This is a genomic window from Superficieibacter sp. BNK-5, assembly GCF_047456055.1.
GTDB lineage: Bacteria > Pseudomonadota > Gammaproteobacteria > Enterobacterales > Enterobacteriaceae > Superficieibacter.
The window spans coordinates 4,698,662-4,722,608 of sequence record NZ_CP179893.1; the positions used below are offsets into that span (position 1 = coordinate 4,698,662).

Below are 23,947 nucleotides of genomic sequence, written 5' to 3' on the forward strand. Positions count from 1 at the left end.
CAAACATTTACACCTTAAGAGTATTTGCCGATTACGTTGAGTGCAAGTGCGCTCGCGGATTTCACCGCATAAAGATGAACTAAATCGTGCCTTTTGCTGTTTTTTCGAACATTTCTCATCTGGTCATTGTCATCCAACCGGATAATATAGGCGCGTAACTCATCTGGCAGCAGTAAAAGGAGCTTTGCCCGAACATGACGTCATCCTCTTCAACCTCATCACGAAGCGGCATTTTTTACTTTTCCCAGGGATGGAAATTGATCGCGCTTCCAGGTATCCGGCGTTTCGTTTTTATGCCGCTACTCATTAACGTTCTGCTGATGGGCGGTGCGTTCTGGTGGTTATTTACCCGCCTTGATCAATGGATCCCTGCCCTGCTGAGCTATGTGCCCGGCTGGCTACAGTGGCTCAGCTATATTTTATGGCCGCTGGCGGTGATCTCCATCCTGTTGGTCTTCGGTTATCTTTTCTCAACGATTGCTAACTGGATTGCCGCGCCGTTTAACGGTCTGCTGGCAGAACAGCTTGAGGCCCGCTTAACCGGCGCAACCCCGCCAGATAGCGGCATTCTCGGGATTATGAAAGATCTGCCACGGGTCATGAAACGTGAGTGGCAGAAACTGGCCTGGTATCTGCCACGAGCCGTAATCCTGTTGATCCTCTATTTTATTCCCGGCATCGGGCAAACCGTAGCGCCCGTACTGTGGTTCTTGTTCAGCGCCTGGATGATGGCAATTCAGTACTGTGATTATCCTTTCGATAATCATAAAGTGTCGTTTCGCACCATGCGCGAGGCGCTGCAAAAGCGCAAGATGACCAATATGCAGTTCGGAATGGTGGTTAACCTCTTTACCATGATCCCGTTCGTTAACTTGATCATCATGCCCGTGGCGATATGCGGGGCAACGTCGATGTGGGTAGACCAGTACCGTCAGGATCATGCTTTATGGCGATAAGCACAGCGGCTGGATAATTCCGCGTCTTATTCCATACTGGACACCATTATTTCCCGGTAGCATATAGATATGCGAAATCCTTACTTCCGCATATTGTCTGAGCAGGTATGCTGGTGCCGTCATCCCAAATTTCAAACAGTTAAGGACAGGCCATGAGTAAGATTTTTGAAGATAACTCGCTGACTATCGGTCATACGCCACTGGTTCGACTGAACCGTATCGGTAACGGACGCATTCTGGCGAAGGTAGAATCACGCAACCCGAGCTTCAGCGTAAAATGCCGCATCGGTGCCAATATGATTTGGGATGCCGAAAAACGTGGCGTATTAAAAGCGGGTATCGAACTGGTCGAGCCGACCAGCGGTAATACCGGGATCGCGCTGGCCTATGTCGCTGCCGCGCGTGGCTATAAACTCACGCTGACCATGCCGGAAACCATGAGCGTTGAGCGCCGCAAGCTGCTTAAAGCGCTGGGCGCAAATCTGGTGCTGACCGAAGGCGCAAAAGGCATGAAAGGTGCTATCCAGAAAGCGGAAGAAATCGTCGCCAGCGATCCGGCTAAATACTTGCTGCTCCAGCAGTTCAGCAACCCGGCTAACCCGGAAATTCACGAAAAAACCACCGGCCCGGAAATCTGGGAAGATACCGACGGTCAGGTTGATGTGTTCATCTCAGGCGTCGGTACCGGCGGCACGCTGACGGGCGTAAGTCGCTACATTAAAAATACCAAAGGCAAAACCGATTTGATCACCGTGGCGGTTGAGCCGACCGATTCTCCGGTTATCGCGCAGGCGCTGGCAGGAGAAGAACTGAAACCTGGCCCGCATAAAATTCAGGGTATCGGCGCGGGCTTCATCCCTGGCAACCTGGATCTTAAACTGGTCGATAAAGTGGTCGCCATTACCAATGAAGAAGCGATTTCTACGGCGCGTAAGCTGATGGAAGAAGAAGGGATTCTCGCCGGTATCTCTTCTGGTGCAGCCGTGGCGGCAGCCCTGAAATTGCAGGAAGATGAAACCTTTACCAATAAGAATATTGTGGTTATCCTACCCTCTTCGGGTGAACGTTACCTGAGCACTGCATTGTTTGCCGATCTGTTCACAGAGAAAGAGTTGCAACAGTAGTGCCAGGTTGTAAAGAATGCGTAAAAAAGCACCCTCCCGGGTGCTTTTTTTGTGGCGTACTTCAAATTTTTGCTTCCACAGGCATTGCTTCACCCCGTCAGGTCTGGTATTTAACCAGCAGAATTATTTTGATCCGCGAAATTATTCAAAAGTGGCTTTTCCACTGGCTGAATCGATTTTATGATTTGGTTCAAATCTCGCTTTCGCGGCATAATGTTTAATGACGCGCTAAACGTCTACGGCCAGTAGTTCCTGTTGCGGATTACGTTACAGGTGACTGTGTCGTAACCGTCAACGCAGGCGCTTATTGATCCAGGCTAAAGTTTGGTCAACAGGCTAAACTTTAGATCCACAACACTAAACCTATAAGTTGGGGAAATATAATGTTCCAGCAAGAAGTTACTATTACCGCTCCGAACGGTCTTCACACCCGCCCTGCAGCTCAGTTTGTGAAAGAAGCGAAAGGTTTTACTTCCGAAATTACTGTGACATCTAACGGCAAAAGCGCCAGCGCAAAAAGCCTGTTCAAACTGCAAACTCTGGGTCTGACTCAGGGTACCGTAGTCACCCTGTCCGCTGAAGGTGAAGACGAGCAAAAAGCAGTTGAGCATCTGGTTAAACTGATGGCTGAACTCGAGTAAGTTCACGGGTTCTTTTCAATATCAGTCACAAGTAAGGTAGGGTTATGATTTCAGGCATTTTAGCATCCCCGGGTATCGCTTTTGGCAACGCGCTGTTGCTCAAAGAAGATGAGATTGTCATCGACCGGAAAAAGGTTTCTGCCGACAAAGTCGATCAGGAAGTTGAACGTTTTCTGAGCGGTCGCGCCAAAGCGTCTGCCCAGCTGGAAGCCATTAAAACCAAAGCTGGCGAAACTTTCGGCGAAGAAAAAGAAGCCATCTTTGAAGGGCATATCATGCTGCTCGAAGATGAGGAGCTGGAGCAGGAAATCATAGCCCTGATTAAAGATAAGCACATGACTGCGGATGCCGCGGCGCATGAAGTTATCGAAGGGCAGGCAACTGCTTTAGAAGAGCTGGATGATGAATACCTGAAAGAACGTGCGGCTGACGTACGTGATATCGGTAAGCGTTTAATGCGCAACATCCTGGGCATGCCAATTATCGACCTGGGTTCTATTCAGGACGAAGTCATTCTTGTTGCTGCCGACCTCACCCCGTCAGAAACTGCACAGCTGAACCTGCAAAAGGTGCTGGGCTTTATTACTGACGTTGGTGGCCGTACTTCCCACACGTCTATTATGGCGCGTTCCCTTGAACTGCCAGCCATCGTGGGCACCGGTAGCGTAACGGCTCAGGTGAAAAACGGCGATTATCTGATTCTGGATGCCGTAAACAATAAAGTTTACGTCAACCCAACTAACGACGAAATTGAACAACTGCGTGCCGTTCAGGAGCAGGTTGCCAGCGAAAAAGCTGAACTGGCTAAACTGAAAGATCTGCCGGCTATCACCCTTGACGGTCATCAGGTTGAAGTGTGTGCCAACATCGGTACCGTGCGTGATGTAGACGGTGCTGAGCGTAACGGCGCTGAAGGCGTGGGCCTGTATCGTACCGAGTTCCTGTTTATGGATCGCGATGCCCTGCCGACCGAAGAAGAACAGTTCTCTGCCTATAAAGCCGTTGCTGAAGCCTGTGGTTCTCAGGCGGTTATTGTCCGTACCATGGACATCGGTGGCGATAAAGAACTGCCGTACATGAACTTCCCGAAAGAAGAAAACCCGTTCCTCGGCTGGCGTGCCGTGCGTATCGCAATGGATCGCAAAGAGATCCTGCGCGATCAGGTGCGCGCGATCCTGCGTGCCTCCGCGTTTGGTAAACTGCGCATTATGTTCCCGATGATCATCTCTGTAGAAGAAGTCCGCGCGCTGCGTAAAGAGATCGAAATCTACAAACAGGAACTGCGTGACGAAGGTAAAGCCTTTGACGAGTCAATCGAGATTGGCGTAATGGTGGAAACACCGGCTGCGGCAACTATCGCTCGTCATCTGGCGAAAGAAGTCGATTTCTTCAGTATTGGTACCAATGATTTAACCCAGTACACCCTGGCGGTTGACCGTGGTAATGATATGATTTCACATCTCTACCAGCCAATGTCACCGTCCGTACTGACGCTTATTAAGCAGGTTATTGACGCTTCTCATGCAGAAGGTAAATGGACAGGCATGTGTGGTGAGCTTGCAGGCGACGAACGTGCTACACTTCTGTTGTTAGGGATGGGTCTGGATGAGTTCTCAATGAGCTCCATTTCTATCCCGCGCATTAAGAAAATTATTCGTAACACGAATTTCGAAGATGCGAAGGTATTAGCAGAGCAGGCTCTTGCTCAACCGACAACGGACGAGTTAATGACGCTGGTTAACAAGTTCATTGAAGAAAAAACAATCTGCTAATCCACGAGATGCGGCCCAATTTACTGCTTAGGAGAAGATCATGGGTTTGTTTGATAAATTGAAATCTCTGGTTTCTGATGATAAGAAAGACACCGGAACTATTGAGATTATTGCTCCGCTGTCTGGCGAAATCGTGAATATTGAAGACGTGCCGGACGTAGTTTTTGCTGAAAAAATCGTTGGTGATGGCATTGCTATTAAACCAACCGGTAACAAAATGGTTGCACCGGTTGATGGTACCATCGGCAAAATCTTTGAAACCAACCATGCGTTCTCTATCGAATCTGACAGCGGCATTGAGCTGTTCGTACACTTCGGTATCGACACCGTTGAACTGAAAGGCGAAGGCTTTAAGCGTATCGCGGAAGAAGGTCAGCGCGTTAAAGTTGGCGATCCGGTTATTGAATTCGATCTGGCACTGCTGGAAGAGAAAGCCAAGTCTACCCTGACGCCGGTTGTTATCTCCAACATGGACGAAATCAAAGAGCTGATCAAACTGTCCGGCAGCGTGACCGTTGGTGAAACTCCGGTTATCCGCATCAAGAAGTAATTCTTGCCGCAGTGAAAAATGGCACCCGAGGGTGCCATTTTTTTATGCTTTGCGCTCTGTCGGAGGGAGGATTAATTCGTCACAACCGCATTGCTGTGTCCAGGTCATGACCTCCAGCACCCGCTCTGCGGCATGCTGTGTCGCAAGGGTCAGCGGAACACCCTTAACGATACCGCTAATCAGTTCGGCACAGAACAGATCGCCCGTCCCTTTAAGATCGGTTTTCACCCGAGGATGCTCAATCACATCAACGCCCTTCGCCGTCACTACCGCCACGTTGATGGTATCGCCGGTTTCACCTGGCGCACTGGTGATCACAATCCACTTCAGCGTGTCCGAGAGCAGCGATGTCGCCGCAGCCACCGCCTCTTGCAGCGTGCCGCAGGGTTTTCCACTCAGCATTTCCAGTTCAAATACATTTGGCGTCAGCCCCTCTGCCAGCGGCAGCAGGTGGTGGCGATAAGCTTCTGGAATTTCCGCTTTTACGTACATCCCGCTATCAGTATCGCCGATCACCGGGTCGACCAGAATCGCGACTTCCGGATGGCTTATCCGCACCGTTTTCAGCCACTCCGCCAGTAGGGCAATTTGCTCCGCGCTGCCCATATAACCGGTCGTTACGGCTTTCAGCTCGCGTAGCGCATCGCGCTCGCTCAATGCCTGTAGATAACCACGGAACCAGTCGGCGGGTATAATCCCCCCATAATATGTTTCGTAATGCGGCGTGTTGCTGAACAGCACCGTTGGCACCGCCGTCACCCGTAAACCGTTCGCTTTGATAGCAGGTACAGCGATGCTATTACCAACGCTGCCGTACACTACCTGTGACTGAACGGCGACAATATCGGTCTGTAACGCGCGATGTTTATCGTCGAAAAGCACTGACTGTATATCACTATCCTGACCCACACACTTCTCCTGTCGCTGGCTCGCGGGTTAACGCCTCGCTACTACATTATTTTCATCGTTGTATGAATGACGGTTTTCGGCTTCACCGTCTTCTGATATCAGAGGAGAGCGCTAGCCCACCCCTGACGGGTAAGAATTTTGCGCGTTTATGAAAAAGTTAGCAAATGTCTTGTCCGCCACTGGACGCCAGACGTGCAACTTCTTACGCCGCCAGCGGTCTGACAAACGGTAACTGATTAACTGAAAAGGATTATTCAATGAAGAAAATGATTAGTGCCGTTGTGGCCCTGCTGGGGGCGCTTCCTGCGTTTGCCAAACTGAATGCCCACGAAGAAGCGCGTATCAATGCCATGCTTAACGCGCTGGTGCAAAAACAGGATCTGACCTTTGTTCGTAACGGCGATGCGCATAACTGCGAGGAAGCGGTTTCCCACCTGCGCGTAAAACTGGGCAACACCCGTAATCGCATTGATACCGCCGAACAATTTATCGATAAGGTCGCCTCATCATCATCGATTACCGGAAAGCCTTACATTGTGAAAATCCCCGGCAAAAAAGATGAAAACGCGCAGCCGTATTTGCATGCGCTGATTGCACAAACGGATAAGACTTTGTAACCGTAGCGCCATGTTGCCATGGCACGTTCCGATTAAATCCCCGCTCCCTGGCTGAAGTGCTCTTCGCCAAATACGCCCGTGGAAAGGTAACGGTCGCCGCGATCGCAAATTATCGCGACCACCACTGCGCCGGGCGTTGCCCGTGCAACGCGCAACGCGCCCGCTACCGCGCCGCCGGAACTGACGCCGCAGAAAATGCCTTCGCGCACCGCCAGTTCGCGCATGGTGTTTTCTGCGTCCTGCTGATGAATATCCAGCACCTCGTCCACCAATGACGCATTGTAAATGCCCGGCATATACTCTGCAGGCCAGCGGCGAATGCCCGGAATGCTACTGCCCTCTTCCGGTTGCAGGCCAACAATGGTCACCGGTTTTGCCTGCTCGCGCAGAAAACGCGATACGCCGGTAATGGTACCGGTGGTGCCCATGCTGGAGACAAAATGGGTGATGCGGCCTGACGTTTGCCGCCAGATTTCCGGGCCGGTGGTGGTGTAATGCGCGAACGGATTGTCCGGGTTGTTGAACTGATCCAACAGCTTGCCTTCGCCGTTTTCAGACATTGCCAGCGCTAAGTCCCGCGCGCCTTCCATGCCCTGCTCCTTACTGACCAGAACCAGCTCCGCGCCGTAGGCACGCATCGCGGCGCGGCGCTCCTGGCTCATGTTATCCGGCATCAGCAGCTTCATACGGTAGCCTTTCAGCGCGGCAATCATCGCCAGCGCGATGCCGGTATTGCCGCTGGTGGCTTCGATAAGCACGTCGCCCGGCCTGATATCGCCGCGCTTTTCCGCCTCGACGATCATCGACAGCGCCGCCCGGTCTTTCACCGATCCCGCCGGGTTATTGCCTTCCAGCTTGACCCAGATTTCACTGCCGTTGTCCGGCCCCAGACGTTGTAATTTGACCAGCGGCGTATTACCGATAGTTTGTTCTAATGTATTCACGTTTTCTGCCCAGGAAAAAGCCGGGTGGCGCTACGCTTACCCGGCCTACAAAATCATGACATATGCTCCAGGCCCGGTAAACGAAACGCCACCGGGCGATAAACTTGCAAATTAACCTATCAGGCGGACTCCGCCAGAGCAAGCTTCTGCCGGGATTCTATACGTTCATTGCCGTTGTACAACCGGGCATTTTGCAGGCCGACAAACAATCTTTCTCCGCGAACCGGCGCGTTTTCATCCTGCATAACTACCGTCAGCGGTTCGTTATACCACCCCAGCGGCTGCACGACTAATTGGGTGTAGTGGCCTTTGGGACTGGCTTCCAGTACCTGAACCGGCAAGGGCGCATCCAGACTGGTGCGACGGCTAATATCCACTTCCCAGGGACGCAGGAACAGTTCTACCGGCCCCTGAAAGGCAGGCGTATAGCCCAGCGGCCAGCGGTGCGCGCCGACATGGAACTGTCCGCCGCGGATCGTGCCTTTCAACCGGTTGACCTCACCCATAAACTCCAGCACGAAGCGGGTAGCGGGTTCGCGCCAGACCTGATCCGGGACGTCCACCTGCTCAATATTTCCCTGGCTCATGACCACCACGCGGTCGGCGACTTCCATCGCCTCTTCCTGATCGTGGGTGACAAACACGCTGGTAAACTTCAGCTCTTCATGTAGCTGACGCAGCCAGCGTCGCAGCTCTTTACGCACCTGCGCGTCCAGCGCGCCGAACGGTTCATCCAGCAGCAAGATTTGCGGCTCCACGGCCAGCGCACGTGCCAGCGCCACCCGCTGCTTCTGCCCGCCGGACAACTGCGCCGGGTAACGTTCAGCAAGATGCGCAAGCTGAACCATCTCCAGCAGACGGGTCACTTTGGCTTTGATGGTCGCGGCATTCGGACGCTCGCGACGCGGCAGGACGGTCAGGCCGAAAGCAATATTGTCAAACACCGTCATATGGCGAAACAGCGCATAGTGCTGAAACACAAAGCCTACTTTGCGATCGCGCGCGTGCAGGCGGCTGACGTCGGTGCCGTGAAAGCGAATATTGCCGCTGGTTTGATGCTCAAGCCCGGCGATAATGCGCAGCAGCGTCGTTTTACCGGAACCAGACGGCCCCAGCAGCGCCACCATTTGTCCGGAGGGGATATCCAGCGAGATATCATTCAGCACCTGGGTGCGACCAAAAGACTTCTTAATTCTGGCAATCTCAATGCTCATGATTTCCCTCCTGTTGCAGGCGGCGCTCCTGATTGCTCAACCGCCATTGCAACGCACTCTTTAAAAACAGGGTCAAAATCGCCATCAACGCCAGCAGGGCGGCGGCGGTAAACGAGCCGACGGTGTTATAGTCCTGCTCCAGCAGTTCAATTTGCAGCGGCAGCGATAAGGTCTCGCCGCGAATAGAGCCGGATACCACCGACACCGCGCCGAACTCGCCAATGGCGCGGGCGTTGGTCAGCACCACGCCGTACAATAACGCCCAACGAATATTTGGCAGCGTAACGCGGCGGAACATCTTCCAGCCAGACGCACCGAGTAAAATCGCCGCCTCATCTTCATGGCTACCCTGGCTGAGCATTACCGGCACCAGCTCGCGCACCACAAATGGACAGGTCACAAAGATAGTCACCAGCACCATGCCCGGCCAGGCAAACATCACCTGTAGATTATGCTCATCCAGCCAGCCGCCAAGCGGACCGTTCGAGCCGTAAAACAGCAGATAAATCAGCCCCGCCACCACCGGCGACACAGCAAAGGGAATGTCCAGCAGCGTCAGCAATAGCTGGCGGCCAGGAAAGTTAAAGCGCGTCACCAGCCAGGCCAGCAGCGTGCCGAAAAGCAGGTTTACCGGTACGGTAATAAGCGCAATCAGCACCGTCAGCCAGATGGCGTGCAGCATGTCCGGATCGCTTAAGTTTTGCAGTACCGGAGCCAGCCCTTTGCTGAAGGCCTGCACGAAGATATAAATCATCGGCACGACCAGAATGAACACCGACAGCAGGACGCCCGCGCCGATCAGGAACCATTTCCCCCAGTTCACGCGGGGAGCGTCATAACGTTTCAATTGAGTCAATTCCGCCATTAATGACCTACCACGCGCCGACCAAAGCGACTTTGCAGCGTATTGATTGAGAAAAGCAGCAGCAGCGAGACCGCGAGGATCACCGAGGCGATGGCGCTGGCCGCCGGATAATCAAACTCCTGCAGACGCACAAAAATCATCAGCGAGGTCACTTCTGTTTTCCAGGCGATATTGCCGGCGATGAAGATCACCGCGCCAAATTCGCCGAGGCTACGGGTAAATGAGAGCGCCACGCCCGCCAGCAGCGCCGGGGAAAGCTCGGGCAGCACCACTTTGCGGAAGCTTTGCAGCCGGGTCGCGCCGAGTGTTTCCGCCGCCTCTTCATACTCAGGTCCGAGTTCTTCCAGTACCGGCTGAACGGTTCGCACCACAAACGGGATACTGGTAAAGGCCATCGCTACGGCAATCCCCAGCCAGGTATAGGTCACTTTGATATCAAACTTCGCCAGCCACTCGCCGTAAAAGCCATTTACCGAGAACAGCGACGCCAGCGTCAGACCGGCCACCGCCGTCGGCAGCGCAAACGGCAGATCGATAAGTGCATCCAGCAGCGTGCGTCCGGGGAAGCGATAGCGGGTTAAGATCCACGCCATCAGCAGGCCAAACACGCCGTTGAATACCGAGGCCACAAACGCCGACAGCAGCGTCACTTTATAGGCGGCGACCACCTGCGGATTGGTGATCACCTCCCAGTATTGCGCCCAGCTCATCTGGGAAAGCTGCATGACCAGCGCGCTTAACGGCAGCAGCATGATCAGGCAGACAAACAGCAGGCTGGTGCCGAGACTTAAGGTAAAGCCCGGCAGCACGCGCCGGGTGGAAACAGCAAACATTACTTACGCCCCGCCGCTAACAGCTTGTCTAATTCGCCACCGCTGGCGAAGTGCGTTTTCATCACCTCAGGCCAGGAGCCGAAACGGTCTTCCACGCGGAATAGCTCGGTCTGCGGGAATTTGTCTTTCAGTTTATCCATCACCTGCGCGTCGTTCACACGATAGTAATAATCGGTGATGATGGTCTGCGCCTGTGGGCTATAGAGCCAGTTCAGGTACGCCTTCGCGGCTTTCTCAGTACCGTTGGCTTTCACATTTTTATCCACCCACGCCACCGGGAACTCCGCCAGAATGTTGACCTTCGGCACCACAACCTCGAAGCCCTGCGCTTCATATTGTTTGCGGATGTTATTCACTTCCGACTCAAAAGTGATTAGCACGTCGCCCAACCCGCGTTCAACAAAGGTGGTGGTGGCCCCGCGGCCGCCGGTATCAAACACTTCGACGTTCTTCAGGAACTGGGTCATAAACTGCCCGGTTTTCGCTTTATCGCCACCGTCGGCTTTATCCGCCGCGCCCCACGCCGCCAGGTAGGTGTAACGCGCGTTGCCGGAGGTTTTCGGGTTCGGGAAAATCAGTTTTACGTCAGAACGCACTAAGTCATTCCAGTCGTGAATATTTTTCGGGTTGCCCTTGCGCACCAGGAAGGCCATCGTCGAGTAGAACGGCGAGCTGTTATTCGGCAGGCGGCTCTGCCAGTCCGCCGGGATCAGCTTGCCTTTGTCATGCAGGATCTGCACGTCGGTGACCTGATTGTAGGTCACCACATCGGCCTTCAGCCCCTGAAGGATCGCCAGCGCCTGTTTTGATGACCCGGCATGCGATTGTTTAATGGTCAGCTTATCGCCGCCGTTGTCCTTCGCCCATTGCTGTTCAAAAGGAGGATTCAGGGCGGCAAATAACTCGCGGGAAACATCGTAGGAACTGTTCAGCAGTTCGGTCGCCTGCGCCTGCGCGGCCAGCAGCATTGACGCCGCCAGAACCAGATACCCTTTTTTCAGTGATTTAGCGGCCATTGCGCACCCTTATAAATTTGATGACTTTCTAATAGCCATAATATTTATAACGGACACTAAAGGAGTAACGGTTTTATATACCGTTTGGTGATTTGCCAGTCGAAAAGGGAATAAGAAATAGCGGGGCAGCATGGCGCGCTGCCCCATTTGACTAGCGCTTCAGAGCGCCGTAGACGCCGTCGACAATCCAGCCGTAGGTGGCCGCCGGAAGCTGGCCGCTGACAAAGACGTTGGGATTCGCCTGCGGATCCGCTACCGGCGAGTGGGGTTTGTTGCCGAGGATCACGATGGCCATATGGTTGACCGGATCGATAGCCGTCAGCGTACCCGTCCAGCCGGTATGGCCGTAGGTCTGCGGGGGAGCCAGCACGCCGAAGGTCGCGGTCATGAAGGCGTTAGCATTGACGCGCCAGCCCAGGCCAAACGTGGGATCGTCTTTTGAACTATGGGTAAACGCCTCGACGGTTTTCCGATCGAACAACGTAACGTTTTTATAGCTGCCGCCGTTGAGCATCAGCTGCATCAGGACGGCCATATCACCGGTGTTGGAAAACAGCCCGGCGTGGCCGGAAACGCCGCCCATCGCGTACCAGGCTTTTTCATCGTGCACTTCGCCCTGCAGGGTGGAGGTACGAATATGGGGAAAGTCGATAACGCCGTCGCGGGTATTGCCGTGCAGTTCCGTCGCGGCAATCTGCTGGCGCTGAAAGCCTTTTTGCAGCGGATTAAAGACCGTATGCGTCAGGCCCAGCGGGCGATAAATCGTTTCTTCGACGTATTTATCCAGCGGCATGCCGGTGACCGATTCGATGATAAAGCCGAGGATCATATAATCGACATCGCTATAAACGTGTCGGGTACCGGGGGAATAATCCAGTGGCGTGCGCTTGATCATTTCAAGCGTGGTGGCTTTATCCTGCGAATATAACTCACCCGCCACCTTTTTATTCGGGTATTGCGGATCGGCGGGGAAACCGGCGGTGTGATGTAAAATATCGGCAATACGCAGCCGGTCCTTGCCCTTGATCTTATCCGTGGGCCTATCGGCAAAACCGGGGAGGTATTTAGAGACGAGATCGTCGACGCTGATTTTCCCCTCGTACACCAGCTTTTGCAGCGCGAAGTTGGTGGCATACATTTTCGTATTGGAGGCGAGATCGTACAGGGTCTCTGGCGTGGCCTTAACGGGCGCAGCCATTAATGTTGAGCCGTCGTATTTTTTCGCGTAGCCCCAGGCTTTCTGATAAACAATGTGATTATCCTTCAGAATAAGCAGGTTCATCCCCGGATAGCCCGCGTCAACCTGCTGCTGGATCCAGACATCCAGTTGATGCAGTTTCTGGCTATCAAAACCTGCTGATTCCGGGCTGGCATGGGTTAACGGCGGAAAATCCGCCGCCTGAGCGGGAACCCAGACGGCGAGCAGCGCCGCCAGTAAAAGAGTTGTTTTCATTGCTATTCCTTTAACTCAGATCGACATTTTTACAGCCAAATAGCGCGGTGATGATAAATCCCGCGACGTAAGCCACCAGGATCCCCCCGCCGTAAACCGCAATCGCGGGCAGGATCCCGTCGTGGGAGGTCATCAGCGGCAAGGCCACCAGACCGGAAGGGCCAAAGGCGCTATTCAGCCCGACCGGTAGCCCCAGCCAGGCAATCGTCCCGATAAACAAGCCGCCGACCGCGCCGCCCAGACAGGCGGTAACGAAGGGCTTCATGCGCGGCAGCGTGACGCCGTAAATCAGCGGTTCACCGACGCCAAGCAGGCCGGGGATGATCGCGCCACGAATTTGCGAGCGAAGCAGCGAGGCGTTGTCAGAGCGCCAGTACAACGCCAGCGCCGCGCCCACCTGCCCTGCGCCTGCCATAGAGAGGATGGGGAACAGGGAGTTGAACCCTTGCGAATCCATTAGCGCCAGATAGACAGGAATAAAGCCCTGATGAACGCCGAAGACCACCGCAATCAGGAACACCCCGGCCAGCACTGCACACCCCAGCGGGTTGCTGTTAAGATGCATAAATAGCCAGGACATACCCTGGAACAGCCAGACCCCGACAGGCATGATGATGATAAAGGTCAGCGCAGCGGTGATGATTAACGTCAGCATTGAGGTCAGGATCATATCCAGTTCGTCAGGCACATAGCGCCGGATCACGCGCTCGATTTTCGCCCCGGCCCACGCCGCCAGCAGCACGCCGATGATATTGCCGCGCGGATCGATAGCCATGCCGAAGAAATCCTGCAACCCGGAGTAGTAGCCAACCGTTGCCTGCGGGTTATAACCGAGGATAAAGAGCGAGGCGATGATCGCGCCGTTAACGCCGGTGCCGCCAAAGGCCTTCTGCGCGTTATAGCCGACCAGCAGCACCAGGAAAGTAAACAGGCCCTTGCTGAAGACCTTCAGGAAATTCAGCGCATCCGGGAGCGTCCCTTTTGCGTCCGGCGCAATATGCATTAGCGTGCCGATCAAGGTCGCGATCCCAAGCATCAATCCTGCCGCAATAAAGCCGGGGATAAGCGGGGTAAAAATGGTGGCGAAATTCGCCAGAAACTGCTGAACAGAGGATTGCTGTTTACTTTTCAACTGGCTTTTATTTTCGGCGGCAATGGATTTGAGATCCTGATTACCGAGGAGCGCATTCATTGCTTCTGCCGCGCGCTGAGCTTTGCCGACGCCAAAGACCACCTGAACTTCATTACCGTTTATCACCACACCGCTCACCTGTCCGGCGAGTTTTTCACTGATGTTGTTATCCACTAACGCGGTGTCTGCAACGCGCAGTCGCAGGCGGGTCATACAGTTACCGCATGAGGTAATATTTTCTTCCCCGCCGACAAGGGCAATAATATGCTCCAGTAAATCCTTACCGATTGTTTTAGCCATGTTTATCCTCATCTGTTCCCCAGAAGAATCAATAACATCATTATGCGCTCAGGGAGCGTGGCGCACAGCGTTGGACAAAGGTTTTTCCGGAACGGTCACAGTATGGATGGGAAAGCGGGATAACGCATTTTAAAACAATGACAAGGGGAACGTTGCGGTTTGGGATGCAGTGGGGCGCACTGGCTGAGACATTGTGCGCGATAATGCCGGATGGCGGCTGCGCCTTATCCGGCCTACAGGGTTACATGGCTTACCCTGCCCACATACTTGAGGATTACCTCCCCGTAGGCCCGTGCAAGCGAATGCGCCGCCGGGCAACGTGGCACACAGGCTGAGGCATTATGCGCGATAATGCCGGATGGCGGCTGCGCCTTATCCGGCCTACAGGGTTACATGGCTTATCCTGCCCACATACTTGAGGATTACCCCCCCTGTAGGCCCGTGCAAGCGAATGCGCCGCCGGGCAACGTGGCACACGGGCTGAGACATTGTACGCGATAATGCCGGATGTCAGCTGCGCCTTATCCGGCCTGAGCGCTCGGGGGATTACATTGGTTACAGCGCCAGCAGTCTGTTAAGAGACGGCGCAAAGTAATAGCCGCCCGTTACCGGTTTGGTGAAACGCAGCATGGCATCACGCTTGCCATCGGTATCGCCAAACATGCTCAGCAACTGTTGTTCAATATTGTACAGACGCGCGCAGTAAGCGCAGAAGTAGAGGCCATGGGTGCCGCTGGCCGTGCCGTAGGGCAGGCTCTGACGGACAATTTTTAGCCCTTTGCCATCCTCTTTCAGATCCACGCGGCTGAGGTGGGAGGTCACGGGACGTTCGTCGCCGTCGATCTCTTCATTTGCGCTTTTGGTACGACCAATCATCATTTCCTGATCGTGAACGCTCATCCGATTAAGCTGTTTGAGATTATGTTCCCAGCGCTGAACGAATACATAGCTGCCGCCCACATCCACGCCGTCTTTGATCACCGCCACATCACGACGCGTTTCTTCACCTGCCGGGTTTTCTGTGCCGTCAACGAAGCCGCTCAGATCGCGATCTTCCACCCAGCGGAAGCCGTGGATCTCTTCCTGCACGTCCAGCGCGTCGCCGAATGCTTCCAGCGCCGCCTGAGCAACCGAGAAATTGACATCATGACGCAGGGAGAGAATATGGATCAGCACGTCATATTGCCTCGCGGGTGCCAGGCCTTTGCCGTAAGGAATAAAATCCTTCAGCTCTTCAGCCCCTTCGCCGCCGCTCAGTTCACGCCACGTTTTATGTCCAAAAGCCACCACCGAACCGATCTGCGCGTCAGGAAACTGCGCCTGAAAGGTTGCCAGCTTATCGGCAAAAATTTTACTGCCCGCGCGCAGGGAGTCGATCTCCCCTTTAACATTGGCTTCAATCCAAATCGCCGCGCGACAATGTTCTGGCAAAATGCCACTCTGAACCTGGGACATTGCTTCTCCTGAGAAAAAGCCACGCAACGGTGGCGTTAATGCGGCTATTGTACCGCGTTTTCAGGAGGGCAATTTGTTCAGGCGCAAATTAACGACGCCAGATAATTTTGCTCACTTTCCAGCTTTTCAGCGTATCGTCGGACGGCATCAAATCTGCCGGACCGCTCCATTCGCCAGTAAACAGGTAGCTGATATGCTGGCTACCTTCTGCCTTACACTCAATGTCGCCAGCGTGATCGCCCGAGGCTTTCTGACAGCTGCCGTAGGCTTTTTTATACAAGTCGCTGAAGACACTGCCGATTTCACCACCGTCGGCCGTTTTAATATCCGGGTCCTGAATATCGATTTGACTGACTGTACCGCCATCGCCGTTAATCACCAGCGCGACCTTATTATCCTTCATCGCTTCAAAAAAGCGCACGATATTGCCGTTATCGGTTTTCATGCCGCTACGAAGATGGTAGCTGCTGCCCAGTGCCTCGCTGATATCTTCTTCTTTCAGCGGCGTCGCGCTGGTGATCCCGGCGACGCCCTGCTCTGTTACTTCGCCGGAGGAGTCAAACCAGTTCCACGGATTTGCTGCCGACCAGTTAACCGAGGAGATTGTTGAACACCCTGCCAGTGCCAAAGGCATAACGCACATCAATAAGCGAAGCGATTTCATTCACACATCCTCTCTTTTAAATTCAACGCCTGTTGGAGTACAGCGACGGCAAAAAGTGCCGTTTAATCTGCCTGGCGAGTAAAACAAGCGCGTAACCGTCGACTTGTCAGCAGCCACCACAGGGCATAAACATCCAGCACCACCAGCGCCAGCCCGGTCCCGCTGACCGTCTCGCCGAAATACCACAGCGCGGGTTGCCAGAGCAGAAGCGTCATCTGAGCGAGGATCAATACCCAGCGTAATGCAGACCAGAGGCGGGGAAACGCCTGGCGGCGGCAGGTAAATAAGAAGGCTACCACGGCAGGTACACCCGGCAGCAGGCCCCACCAGAAGTTATCGTGATCGGGGTAGAACAGGTTCAGCAACGTGTCGCCCTGCCCGCGCGACGCGCCCGCCATCACAAACAACACCCAGGTGCGAGCCTGAAGCACCAGCACGCACCAGAAGAGAAAGGGGAGTTTCAACAGCCCGTTACGGTCATAATCAGAAGGAAACAGTAAAGGCTTAGTACTCTTCATCTTCAATCAATCGCTTACCCAGAATCAGTACGTCGGCGGTTTCATAACCCAGCCGCTCATACATGCCCAGCACCACATCATTGTCTTCCCGCACCATGATCTGCACTTTTGGGCAGCCGCGGGCGATGAGTTTTTTCTCCAGCCGGTTTAATAGCGCATTAGCAATGCCGCGCCCGCGATATTCCGGATGCACGCCCAGGTAATACGCTGAACCGCGATGTCCGTCATAGCCGCCCATCACCGTGCCAACCACTTCGCCGTTCACTTCAGCCACCAGGAACAAACTGACGTCATGATTTACTTTACGTTCGATGTCCATTTCCGGATCGTTCCATGGACGCAGCAGATCGCAGCGCTCCCACAGAGTGATGACCTCTTCGAAATCTTGCTGGCGAAATACGCGTATCTCCATGGTATTGGGTGCCTTTTCGGGTTAAAAAAACTGATTATGGCGCGAACGTGTCGATTAGCCAATATCTTGCGAAACCAGAGTAAAAAAATGGCATAATGTCGCCCGTTCATGTATTGAAATGAAAAGTAAAACAATTCTCATCGCGATTGTTCGTAACGGCCATCGCGATACGATATAACATCTGTCACCTTTTTCTTTACAACCCAGGCCGAATGAGCACTTTTAAACCACTGAAAACACTCGCATCGCGCCGCCAGGTACTTAAAGCCGGGCTGGCTGTCCTGACGCTGTCAGGTATGTCCCACGCGATAGCCAAAGACGATGCCCTTAAAACCAGCAACAGCCACAGTAAACCCGCCGCGAAAAAAGCCGGTGCCAGACGCATGGTCGTCCTCGATCCTGGTCATGGCGGTATTGATACCGGCGCGATTGGTAGCAGCGGCTCTAAAGAAAAACATGTCGTGCTGGCGATTGCCAAAAACGTGCGCGCCATTTTGCAAAGTCACGGCATCGACGCTCACCTGACCCGCACCGGCGATACCTTTATTCCGCTTTACGATCGCGTGGAGATCGCCCATAAACACGGTGCCGATCTGTTTATGTCGATCCACGCGGACGGCTTTACGAACCCTTCCGCGGCGGGCGCATCAGTTTTTGCCCTCTCCAACCGCGGCGCGAGTAGCGCCATGGCGAAGTATCTTTCCGATCGCGAAAACCGCGCGGATGAAGTTGCCGGTAAAAAAGCCACCGACAAAGATCATCTGCTGCAACAGGTGCTGTTTGATTTGGTGCAGACCGACACCATTAAAAACAGCCTGACGCTCGGCTCGCATATTCTTAAAAAGATTAAGCCGGTGCACCGTCTGCATAGCCGCAGTACGGAGCAGGCGGCGTTTGTGGTGCTGAAATCGCCGTCCATTCCTTCCGTGCTGGTGGAAACCTCATTTATCACCAACCCGGCAGAGGAAAAACTGCTCGGTACGACGGCGTTTCGCCAGAAGATCGCCAATGCTATCGCTTCCGGCATCATCAGCTATTTTAACTGGTTCGATAACCAAAAAGCTCACGCCAGGAAACGCTAATGAAACCCGACGCCCAACAGGTAAAAGCCTTTTTACTCCAGTTGCAGGATGATATCTGTCAGCAGCTTTCTGCGGAAGGCTGTAATACCTTCACAGAAGATAACTGGCAACGGGACGCGGGCGGTGGAGGACGCAGCCGGGTGCTACGTAATGGCGGCATTTTTGAGCAGGCAGGCGTCAATTTTTCGCACGTCTTTGGTGCTGAGATGCCCGCTTCCGCTACCGCGCACCGTCCGGAACTGGCCGGGCGCAGCTTCGAAGCGATGGGCGTATCGCTGGTGGTTCATCCGCGTAATCCGTATGTGCCTACCAGCCATGCCAACGTGCGCTTTTTTATCGCCGAAAAACCAGGAGCCGATCCGGTGTGGTGGTTTGGCGGCGGTTTTGATTTAACGCCTTACTATGGTTTTGAAGAAGACGCGGTGCACTGGCACGGCACGGCACGGGATATCTGTCAGCCGTTTGGCGATGATGTTTATCCACGCTATAAAAAGTGGTGCGACGACTACTTCTTTCTCAAACATCGCAACGAACAGCGCGGCATCGGCGGCCTGTTTTTTGACGATCTGAACACGCCGGATTTCGCTACCTGCTTCGCTTTTATGCAGGCGGTCGGGAAAGGCTATACCAAGGCGTATATGCCGATTGTCGCCCGTCGCCGGGGAATACAATTCACAAAACGCGAGCGCGATTTCCAGCTTTACCGTCGCGGTCGCTATGTGGAATTCAACCTGGTATGGGATCGCGGCACGCTGTTTGGCTTACAAACCGGCGGGCGCACCGAATCTATTTTGATGTCGATGCCGCCGCTGGTGCGCTGGGAATATGACTGGCATCCGGAAGAAGGCAGCCCGGAAGCCGCCCTGGATGCCTTTATTCAGGTTCGCGAATGGGTCTAACCGTCAACAAACCATCTCAATTATCATCGCCTGCCAGGGAGACAGCGTTTTTCCCACTTGCTCCCGAGGATAGTTATTGATAACAACCCGCAGGCTGTCGCCAGTCTTAATACCGTCCGGGAAAGACATTTCCTCGTCAGACAGGTTGGCGATCACCAGCCAGCAGCGTTCCGCGTGGGTCCGGCGGTAGCAAAATAGCGCCGGGTCGTCGGGCAATAATAGCTGGAAATCACCTTCGGTCAGGATGCGTTCATTATGGCGTAACGCGATCAGCCGCTGGTAATAACCATAGACCGAGTTTTCACTCGCCAGGTCCTGTTTAACGTTGATTTCCGCGAAACGCCTATTGACCGGAAACCACGGCGCTCCCGTGGTAAAGCCCGCGTGGGCAGAATCATCCCACTGCATCGGCGTGCGAGCGTTATCCCGCCCAATCTGGTATACCGCCGCCATAAAGTCATCATGAGAAATCGTGCGTTGTTCTTCCACCAGCGCACGATAGTTATTAATAATTTCGACGTCGTTATACTGCTCCAGTGGTAAGCGGGTGTTCACCATACCAATTTCTTCACCCTGGTAGACATACGGTGTCCCCTGCATGCCGTGCAATATCGTGGCCCAGGCCGTAGCGCAGTAACGGCGATAGTTCTGGTCGTTCCCCCAGCGCGAGACAATTCGAGATCGGTCATGGTTTGCCAGATAAAGCGCATTCCAGCCATGACCCGCAAGCTCATTTTGCCACTTCGCCATCACGGTCTTTAAACGCGGTAAAGAAAACGGCTGCAACTGCCATTTTCGATTAATCGAGCCGGGCAGAACATCAATATCCATATGTTCAAAGGTAAAAAGCATGTCCAGCTCTTCGCGCTGCGGTTCGACATAGCGACGCGCGACCTCCGGCGTGGAACCTGGCGCTTCGCCCACGGTCATCATTCCGAAGGGAGACAGCGCCTGCTGATGCATCTCATGGATAAATTCATGTACTCGCGGTCCATTGCTGTGCATCCACCCGACAATGGGTAAGGTATGGTCCGCCGGATAATCCGGGAAGTCCGTATATTTAGAGATTTCGGTGATCACGTCCATGCGCCAGCCGTCTACCCCCTTCTGCGCCCAGTAACGCATAATGCGGTAAATCTCCTCCCGCACTCGCGGGTTTTCCCAGTTAAGATCCGGCTGCTCTTTACAGTAATAATGCAGATAATATTGCTGACGCGATTCGCACCACGTCCAGGCGCTGCCGCCGAAATTTGATCCCCAGTTATTCGGGGCCGAGCCATCTGGTTTTGCATCCCGCCAGATGTAGTAGTCGCTCCATTCATTGTTCGCGGATTTTTGACTTTCACGAAACCACTGATGTTGATCTGAAGTATGGTTCGCCACAAGATCCATAATCACTTTTAAGCCGCGACGATGGGCCTCTTCTATCAGATGCTCCATATCGCGCATATCGCCAAATTGCGGATCGATAGCGCAATAGTCGGCAATATCATACCCATTGTCTTTGCCCGGCGATAAATAAACGGGGCTTAACCAAATCGCATCCACGCCGAGCTGTTGGATATAATCAAGCCGGGAAATAATTCCCCTGAGATCGCCAATGCCATCGCCGTTACTGTCCATAAAACTTTTCGGATAGATTTGATAAATGACAGCGTTCCGCCACCAGTCATTTTTAATGGTCATTATTCATTCCTTTCAGTTGCCAGCAGTCGATGGTGATTGCCATCTCAGCGCCCTTATTTTCAATAATCAGCCAGCGCTGGTCTTCACGCGGAAAAATCCGTGATGAAGAGACCCATGCCCCCTCATCGATAAATATCTCCAGAGAGGTGGTATCTGAAAAAACATGGACCCTGGTCTGTTCGCCAAACGACCATGCCGAACGACGACGGGTGCCGTGATCGGTGTTAATCGGCTGACCCGCATCGGTTCTGTCGAGGACAATCTGCTGCTCGCGGGCGTCGAGGGTCAATAGCGTTTTCCGCTCCCCCGTTTCATCAGATCGCAGAGCCATCGTCACGCTCTCCGTGATGCGACCTAACGTAATGATTGTTTCACTCACCGCCCCGCTGTGGATCTTTACACGATTGCCCGCACCCAGCATCGACGAATGCTGCTGGCAGGAGCCGCGTAACTGGCGGAGCTCCGCTACCGGTCGCTGATACAGTCGGCCATCGACCAGCGAAACTTCTCTGGGCAGGGTCAGCGTGCCGCAGTGGCCAAAGTCCTCCGTCGGGTAATGCATCTCTGAAATGCCCATCCATCCCATGAGAAGCCGTCTGCCGTCAGGTGCCTGCATGGTCTGGATGGCATAGATATCAAAACCGTGATCCAGCAGGCGGGCGGGCTGCGGGTTAAATGAAAGGTCTTCGACATTCAGTTTTTCGCCGACAAGGTAATGTACTTCGTAAAGGTTCTGCCGCGTTTTTTCTGCGCAGAGGCCCTGCGGGCAGCAAATAATGATCCCCTGCTCTTCAAGCTCGAAATAATCCGGGCACTCCAGCATATAGCCTGTACTGGTCTCGTTGAGATCAATCTCACCTTTAACCTGCCAGGTGTGTGCATCAGCCGAGTGCAATACGACGCACCGTCCCTGTAAATGTCTGTTTTGCGCGCCGACAACGGCGTAATACTGTCCGTCCTGTCGCCATAGTTTGGGATCGCGGAAATGATCGGTATAGCCCGTTGGCTGACCCGTTAACGCTGGTGGATATTGCCGCGTTATCGTCCCGCTTTTATCCATCCGGGCGATAAGCTGATACGGTGTACGACGCCATGCGTCGTCACGGGTATTACCGGTATAAAAAATGAGTAGCTCATTATCGCTGGCAATAGCGCTACCGGAATAGGGACCGTGACTGTCATACGGCGTTTCAGGTTCCAGCAGCGGTCCGCACGCCTGCCAGTTAACTAAATCGGTTGAGGTCAGATGAAACCAGCCCTGATACCACACGCCAGCGCAATAGCGTAGCGGACTCCACTGATAGCAGAGATGATACTGACCATTGAAAAAGCTGAAGCCATTAGGATCGTTGAGAAAACCGGTGTCAGGCTCGATGTGATACTGCTGACGCCAGGGCGAACCGACGGTAAGCGCTTTTGCCTGCGCCACGATCGCCGCAGGAATATCCACATAGTGTTTGAAGCGTACAATATTTTCCATTTTATTTAGCCTGGCCGTGGCGCATTTTGCCGAAAACAAACGTCAGGAGCGCGCCGATAAATAATGCGATCAGATGAGCAAGAATATAATTCAGATGACCATTATTCGCGGGATCGACAATGGTGATGCCAGGCAGCGCCGTGGTGCCATAGCCGACCGCGGTCAGTTTCGACAGGTAAACCCAGGCTGCACCTGCCGCGCCCGCCACGCATCCCGCCAGAAGGGGAAAACGATATTTAAGCGTCACGCCGAACAGCGCAGGTTCTGAAATACCGAACAGAATAGAGGTGAAGGCGGAAACACAGAGCGTACAGACCTTCTTATCTTTTCTGTGCAGCAGCATATAGCCAAGCACCGCCCCGCCCTGTCCTATCAGGGCAACGGACATCAACGGGTTAAGAAAATCCCGTCCGGTGCTCGCCAGTAGCTGTCCCTCTATGGCCCCAAAAGTATGGTGCAGGCCGGTAATGACGATGAGCTGTTGTACCGCACCGAAAATCATATAGCCGACAATACCGAGGTATTCCGCCATCCAGAGCAGGCTTCCCGTAATGGCCTCGCCGAGAAGTCGGCCCACAGGGCCAATCAGCGTAAAGAGCAAAAGGGAGGAGAGCAAAATAGTCAGCATCGGCGACAGGACAAATTTGATGATATCCGGCAGCGTACGATTGAAAAATTTATCCAGCCAGGCCACGGTAAAGCCGATCATTAATGCAATGATGATCCCGCCCTGGAAGCCCACCAGTTCAACCGGCAGGCCAAATAAGCTGATAGTCTCGACCGAAACCTTCCCGGACGCCGCAGAGAACGCATCCACCAGCCCGGGGTGCACCATAATTGCCCCGATGGCTAAGCCCAGTGCGGGACGGCCACCGTAGCGACGCGTTGCCGACCAGGCGACGACCATCGGCAACAGCGCAAAGATACCGGAAGAAGCAATTGAAATAATTTTATTGAGTCCCGAAATTTGCGGGAAGATCTCAATAATGGTTTTATCGCCAAAAATACCCCGGGTAGTTAAAAGCGAGGTCAGCCCCATTAACAAAGCGGCAGCGAGGATGGACGGCATGATTTCCACAAAAACATCAGAGATGGATTTAACAAATCGCTGCACAATATTTTGCCGCTGCTGACTACTGTATTCACTATCATCAAGCGTTAGCCTCTCTTTTAACGCCTGACACACCTCATTCACCAGACCGGCCCCATAAATAATTTGTAGCTGATCGCCGACGGTAAAGACGCCTTTTACCTTTTCGAGGTCTTCAATGTTATTTATTTGTGTTTTATTATTGTCTTTTAGTACTAAACGTAAACGCGTTGCACAATGCGTAACATGCGCGATATTTTCTTTACCGCCCAGTGCGGAAATTAATTTCTCAAGGTGCTGTGGAAAATCGTGTCTCATTTTGCCATCCTGCATAA

The 23,947-nt window shown here is 53.6% G+C and carries 23 protein-coding genes; 8 read left to right on the forward strand and 15 right to left on the reverse strand.

The features are described 5' to 3' along the window. The first annotated feature begins 194 nt into the window (after positions 1-194). The 5 genes from cysZ to crr all read left to right on the forward strand — a co-directional run bounded on the left by cysZ (position 195) and on the right by crr (position 5,043). Entirely contained in the window at positions 195-956 is a 762-nt protein-coding gene (cysZ, locus tag ACMGGS_RS22495; protein ID WP_414164446.1) for a sulfate transporter CysZ, read from the forward strand. Between the two features lie 152 nt (positions 957-1,108). Beyond that, positions 1,109-2,080 (forward strand): cysteine synthase A, encoded by a 972-nt coding sequence (gene cysK / locus ACMGGS_RS22500; protein WP_414164447.1) that lies wholly within the window; start codon positions 1,109-1,111, stop codon positions 2,078-2,080. A gap of 383 nt (positions 2,081-2,463) precedes the next feature. Beyond that, positions 2,464-2,721, forward strand: a complete 258-nt coding sequence (ptsH, locus tag ACMGGS_RS22505) for a phosphocarrier protein Hpr (RefSeq protein ID WP_002913505.1) — start codon at positions 2,464-2,466, stop codon at positions 2,719-2,721. A gap of 44 nt (positions 2,722-2,765) precedes the next feature. Beyond that, positions 2,766-4,493 carry a phosphoenolpyruvate-protein phosphotransferase PtsI gene (ptsI, locus tag ACMGGS_RS22510; RefSeq protein WP_414164448.1) on the forward strand — a complete coding sequence of 576 codons (1,728 nt, stop codon included), beginning with the start codon at positions 2,766-2,768 and terminating at the stop codon, positions 4,491-4,493. 40 nt (positions 4,494-4,533) lie between these two features. After that, positions 4,534-5,043, forward strand: coding sequence for a PTS glucose transporter subunit IIA (crr, locus tag ACMGGS_RS22515; RefSeq protein ID WP_049841435.1), 510 nt, complete (start codon positions 4,534-4,536; stop codon positions 5,041-5,043). Positions 5,044-5,085: 42 nt separating this feature from the next. On the opposite strand, the gene pdxK is transcribed toward crr, so the two are convergent. Beyond that, positions 5,086-5,952: a pyridoxine/pyridoxal/pyridoxamine kinase gene (pdxK, locus tag ACMGGS_RS22520; RefSeq protein WP_414164449.1), complete on the reverse strand. Its 867-nt coding sequence runs from the start codon at positions 5,950-5,952 to the stop codon at positions 5,086-5,088. A 257-nt stretch (positions 5,953-6,209) separates the two neighbouring features. On the opposite strand from pdxK, the gene ACMGGS_RS22525 reads away from it, so the two are divergent. After that, positions 6,210-6,569, forward strand: coding sequence for a YfeK family protein (locus ACMGGS_RS22525; protein ID WP_414164450.1), 360 nt, complete (start codon positions 6,210-6,212; stop codon positions 6,567-6,569). 32 nt (positions 6,570-6,601) lie between these two features. On the opposite strand, the gene cysM is transcribed toward ACMGGS_RS22525, so the two are convergent. The 11 genes from cysM to ACMGGS_RS22580 all read right to left on the reverse strand — a co-directional run bounded on the left by cysM (position 6,602) and on the right by ACMGGS_RS22580 (position 17,375). Continuing rightward, positions 6,602-7,513 (reverse strand): cysteine synthase CysM, encoded by a 912-nt coding sequence (gene cysM / locus ACMGGS_RS22530; RefSeq protein WP_414164451.1) that lies wholly within the window; start codon positions 7,511-7,513, stop codon positions 6,602-6,604. A 119-nt stretch (positions 7,514-7,632) separates the two neighbouring features. Then, positions 7,633-8,727: a sulfate/thiosulfate ABC transporter ATP-binding protein CysA gene (cysA, locus tag ACMGGS_RS22535; RefSeq protein ID WP_176918577.1), complete on the reverse strand. Its 1,095-nt coding sequence runs from the start codon at positions 8,725-8,727 to the stop codon at positions 7,633-7,635. Next, positions 8,717-9,592, reverse strand: a complete 876-nt coding sequence (gene cysW / locus ACMGGS_RS22540; protein ID WP_414164452.1) for a sulfate/thiosulfate ABC transporter permease CysW — start codon at positions 9,590-9,592, stop codon at positions 8,717-8,719. Before cysW ends, cysA begins: the two co-directional genes overlap by 11 nt. After that, a complete protein-coding gene (cysT, locus tag ACMGGS_RS22545) occupies positions 9,592-10,425 on the reverse strand; it encodes a sulfate/thiosulfate ABC transporter permease CysT (protein WP_414164453.1) in 834 nt (277 codons plus the stop codon). The genes cysW and cysT overlap by 1 nt, the downstream gene beginning before the upstream one ends. Continuing rightward, entirely contained in the window at positions 10,425-11,441 is a 1,017-nt protein-coding gene (locus ACMGGS_RS22550) for a sulfate ABC transporter substrate-binding protein (RefSeq protein WP_414164454.1), read from the reverse strand. The genes cysT and ACMGGS_RS22550 overlap by 1 nt, the downstream gene beginning before the upstream one ends. Positions 11,442-11,592: 151 nt before the next feature. Next, a complete protein-coding gene (pbp4b, locus tag ACMGGS_RS22555) occupies positions 11,593-12,894 on the reverse strand; it encodes a penicillin binding protein PBP4B (RefSeq protein ID WP_414164455.1) in 1,302 nt (433 codons plus the stop codon). Between the two features lie 10 nt (positions 12,895-12,904). Further along, positions 12,905-14,326: a PTS N-acetylmuramic acid transporter subunit IIBC gene (gene murP / locus ACMGGS_RS22560; protein WP_414164456.1), complete on the reverse strand. Its 1,422-nt coding sequence runs from the start codon at positions 14,324-14,326 to the stop codon at positions 12,905-12,907. A 555-nt stretch (positions 14,327-14,881) separates the two neighbouring features. After that, positions 14,882-15,781 (reverse strand): Dyp-type peroxidase, encoded by a 900-nt coding sequence (locus ACMGGS_RS22565; RefSeq protein ID WP_414164457.1) that lies wholly within the window; start codon positions 15,779-15,781, stop codon positions 14,882-14,884. A gap of 88 nt (positions 15,782-15,869) precedes the next feature. Then, positions 15,870-16,445: an RpoE-regulated lipoprotein gene (locus tag ACMGGS_RS22570; RefSeq protein ID WP_414164458.1), complete on the reverse strand. Its 576-nt coding sequence runs from the start codon at positions 16,443-16,445 to the stop codon at positions 15,870-15,872. 62 nt (positions 16,446-16,507) lie between these two features. Further along, positions 16,508-16,963 (reverse strand): DUF2919 domain-containing protein, encoded by a 456-nt coding sequence (locus ACMGGS_RS22575; RefSeq protein WP_414164459.1) that lies wholly within the window; start codon positions 16,961-16,963, stop codon positions 16,508-16,510. Beyond that, positions 16,950-17,375, reverse strand: a complete 426-nt coding sequence (locus ACMGGS_RS22580; RefSeq protein ID WP_194206228.1) for a GNAT family acetyltransferase — start codon at positions 17,373-17,375, stop codon at positions 16,950-16,952. The genes ACMGGS_RS22575 and ACMGGS_RS22580 overlap by 14 nt, the downstream gene beginning before the upstream one ends. A gap of 212 nt (positions 17,376-17,587) precedes the next feature. Between ACMGGS_RS22580 and amiA the strand changes: the two genes are divergently transcribed. After that, on the forward strand, positions 17,588-18,457 hold the full coding sequence (gene amiA, locus ACMGGS_RS22585; RefSeq protein ID WP_414164460.1) for an N-acetylmuramoyl-L-alanine amidase AmiA: 870 nt from the start codon (positions 17,588-17,590) through the stop codon (positions 18,455-18,457). Further along, entirely contained in the window at positions 18,457-19,356 is a 900-nt protein-coding gene (gene hemF, locus ACMGGS_RS22590; RefSeq protein ID WP_414164461.1) for an oxygen-dependent coproporphyrinogen oxidase, read from the forward strand. The genes amiA and hemF overlap by 1 nt, the downstream gene beginning before the upstream one ends. A gap of 3 nt (positions 19,357-19,359) precedes the next feature. Here the strand turns inward: hemF and ACMGGS_RS22595 are convergent, their stop codons facing one another. From ACMGGS_RS22595 to ACMGGS_RS22605, 3 genes are read right to left on the reverse strand one after another with little or no spacing between them, the layout of a single operon-like run. Then, on the reverse strand, positions 19,360-21,042 hold the full coding sequence (locus ACMGGS_RS22595) for a glycoside hydrolase family 13 protein (RefSeq protein ID WP_414164462.1): 1,683 nt from the start codon (positions 21,040-21,042) through the stop codon (positions 19,360-19,362). Continuing rightward, positions 21,032-22,522, reverse strand: coding sequence for a glycoside hydrolase family 32 protein (locus ACMGGS_RS22600; RefSeq protein ID WP_414164463.1), 1,491 nt, complete (start codon positions 22,520-22,522; stop codon positions 21,032-21,034). The genes ACMGGS_RS22595 and ACMGGS_RS22600 overlap by 11 nt, the downstream gene beginning before the upstream one ends. A 1-nt stretch (position 22,523) precedes the next feature. After that, positions 22,524-23,930 carry a PTS transporter subunit EIIC gene (locus ACMGGS_RS22605; RefSeq protein ID WP_414164464.1) on the reverse strand — a complete coding sequence of 469 codons (1,407 nt, stop codon included), beginning with the start codon at positions 23,928-23,930 and terminating at the stop codon, positions 22,524-22,526. Positions 23,931-23,947: the final 17 nt, after the last annotated feature.

Coding starts and splice junctions, on each gene's coding strand:
- cysZ (WP_414164446.1), top strand. CDS start 195: ATGACGTCATCCTCTTCAACCTCATCACGAAGCGGCATTTTTTACTTT.
- cysK (WP_414164447.1), top strand. CDS start 1,109: ATGAGTAAGATTTTTGAAGATAACTCGCTGACTATCGGTCATACGCCA.
- ptsH (WP_002913505.1), top strand. CDS start 2,464: ATGTTCCAGCAAGAAGTTACTATTACCGCTCCGAACGGTCTTCACACC.
- ptsI (WP_414164448.1), top strand. CDS start 2,766: ATGATTTCAGGCATTTTAGCATCCCCGGGTATCGCTTTTGGCAACGCG.
- crr (WP_049841435.1), top strand. CDS start 4,534: ATGGGTTTGTTTGATAAATTGAAATCTCTGGTTTCTGATGATAAGAAA.
- ACMGGS_RS22525 (WP_414164450.1), top strand. CDS start 6,210: ATGAAGAAAATGATTAGTGCCGTTGTGGCCCTGCTGGGGGCGCTTCCT.
- cysA (WP_176918577.1), bottom strand. CDS start 8,727: ATGAGCATTGAGATTGCCAGAATTAAGAAGTCTTTTGGTCGCACCCAG.
- cysW (WP_414164452.1), bottom strand. CDS start 9,592: ATGGCGGAATTGACTCAATTGAAACGTTATGACGCTCCCCGCGTGAAC.
- cysT (WP_414164453.1), bottom strand. CDS start 10,425: ATGTTTGCTGTTTCCACCCGGCGCGTGCTGCCGGGCTTTACCTTAAGT.
- ACMGGS_RS22550 (WP_414164454.1), bottom strand. CDS start 11,441: ATGGCCGCTAAATCACTGAAAAAAGGGTATCTGGTTCTGGCGGCGTCA.
- pbp4b (WP_414164455.1), bottom strand. CDS start 12,894: ATGAAAACAACTCTTTTACTGGCGGCGCTGCTCGCCGTCTGGGTTCCC.
- murP (WP_414164456.1), bottom strand. CDS start 14,326: ATGGCTAAAACAATCGGTAAGGATTTACTGGAGCATATTATTGCCCTT.
- ACMGGS_RS22565 (WP_414164457.1), bottom strand. CDS start 15,781: ATGTCCCAGGTTCAGAGTGGCATTTTGCCAGAACATTGTCGCGCGGCG.
- ACMGGS_RS22570 (WP_414164458.1), bottom strand. CDS start 16,445: ATGAAATCGCTTCGCTTATTGATGTGCGTTATGCCTTTGGCACTGGCA.
- ACMGGS_RS22575 (WP_414164459.1), bottom strand. CDS start 16,963: ATGAAGAGTACTAAGCCTTTACTGTTTCCTTCTGATTATGACCGTAAC.
- ACMGGS_RS22580 (WP_194206228.1), bottom strand. CDS start 17,375: ATGGAGATACGCGTATTTCGCCAGCAAGATTTCGAAGAGGTCATCACT.
- amiA (WP_414164460.1), top strand. CDS start 17,588: ATGAGCACTTTTAAACCACTGAAAACACTCGCATCGCGCCGCCAGGTA.
- hemF (WP_414164461.1), top strand. CDS start 18,457: ATGAAACCCGACGCCCAACAGGTAAAAGCCTTTTTACTCCAGTTGCAG.
- ACMGGS_RS22595 (WP_414164462.1), bottom strand. CDS start 21,042: ATGACCATTAAAAATGACTGGTGGCGGAACGCTGTCATTTATCAAATC.
- ACMGGS_RS22600 (WP_414164463.1), bottom strand. CDS start 22,522: ATGGAAAATATTGTACGCTTCAAACACTATGTGGATATTCCTGCGGCG.
- ACMGGS_RS22605 (WP_414164464.1), bottom strand. CDS start 23,930: ATGAGACACGATTTTCCACAGCACCTTGAGAAATTAATTTCCGCACTG.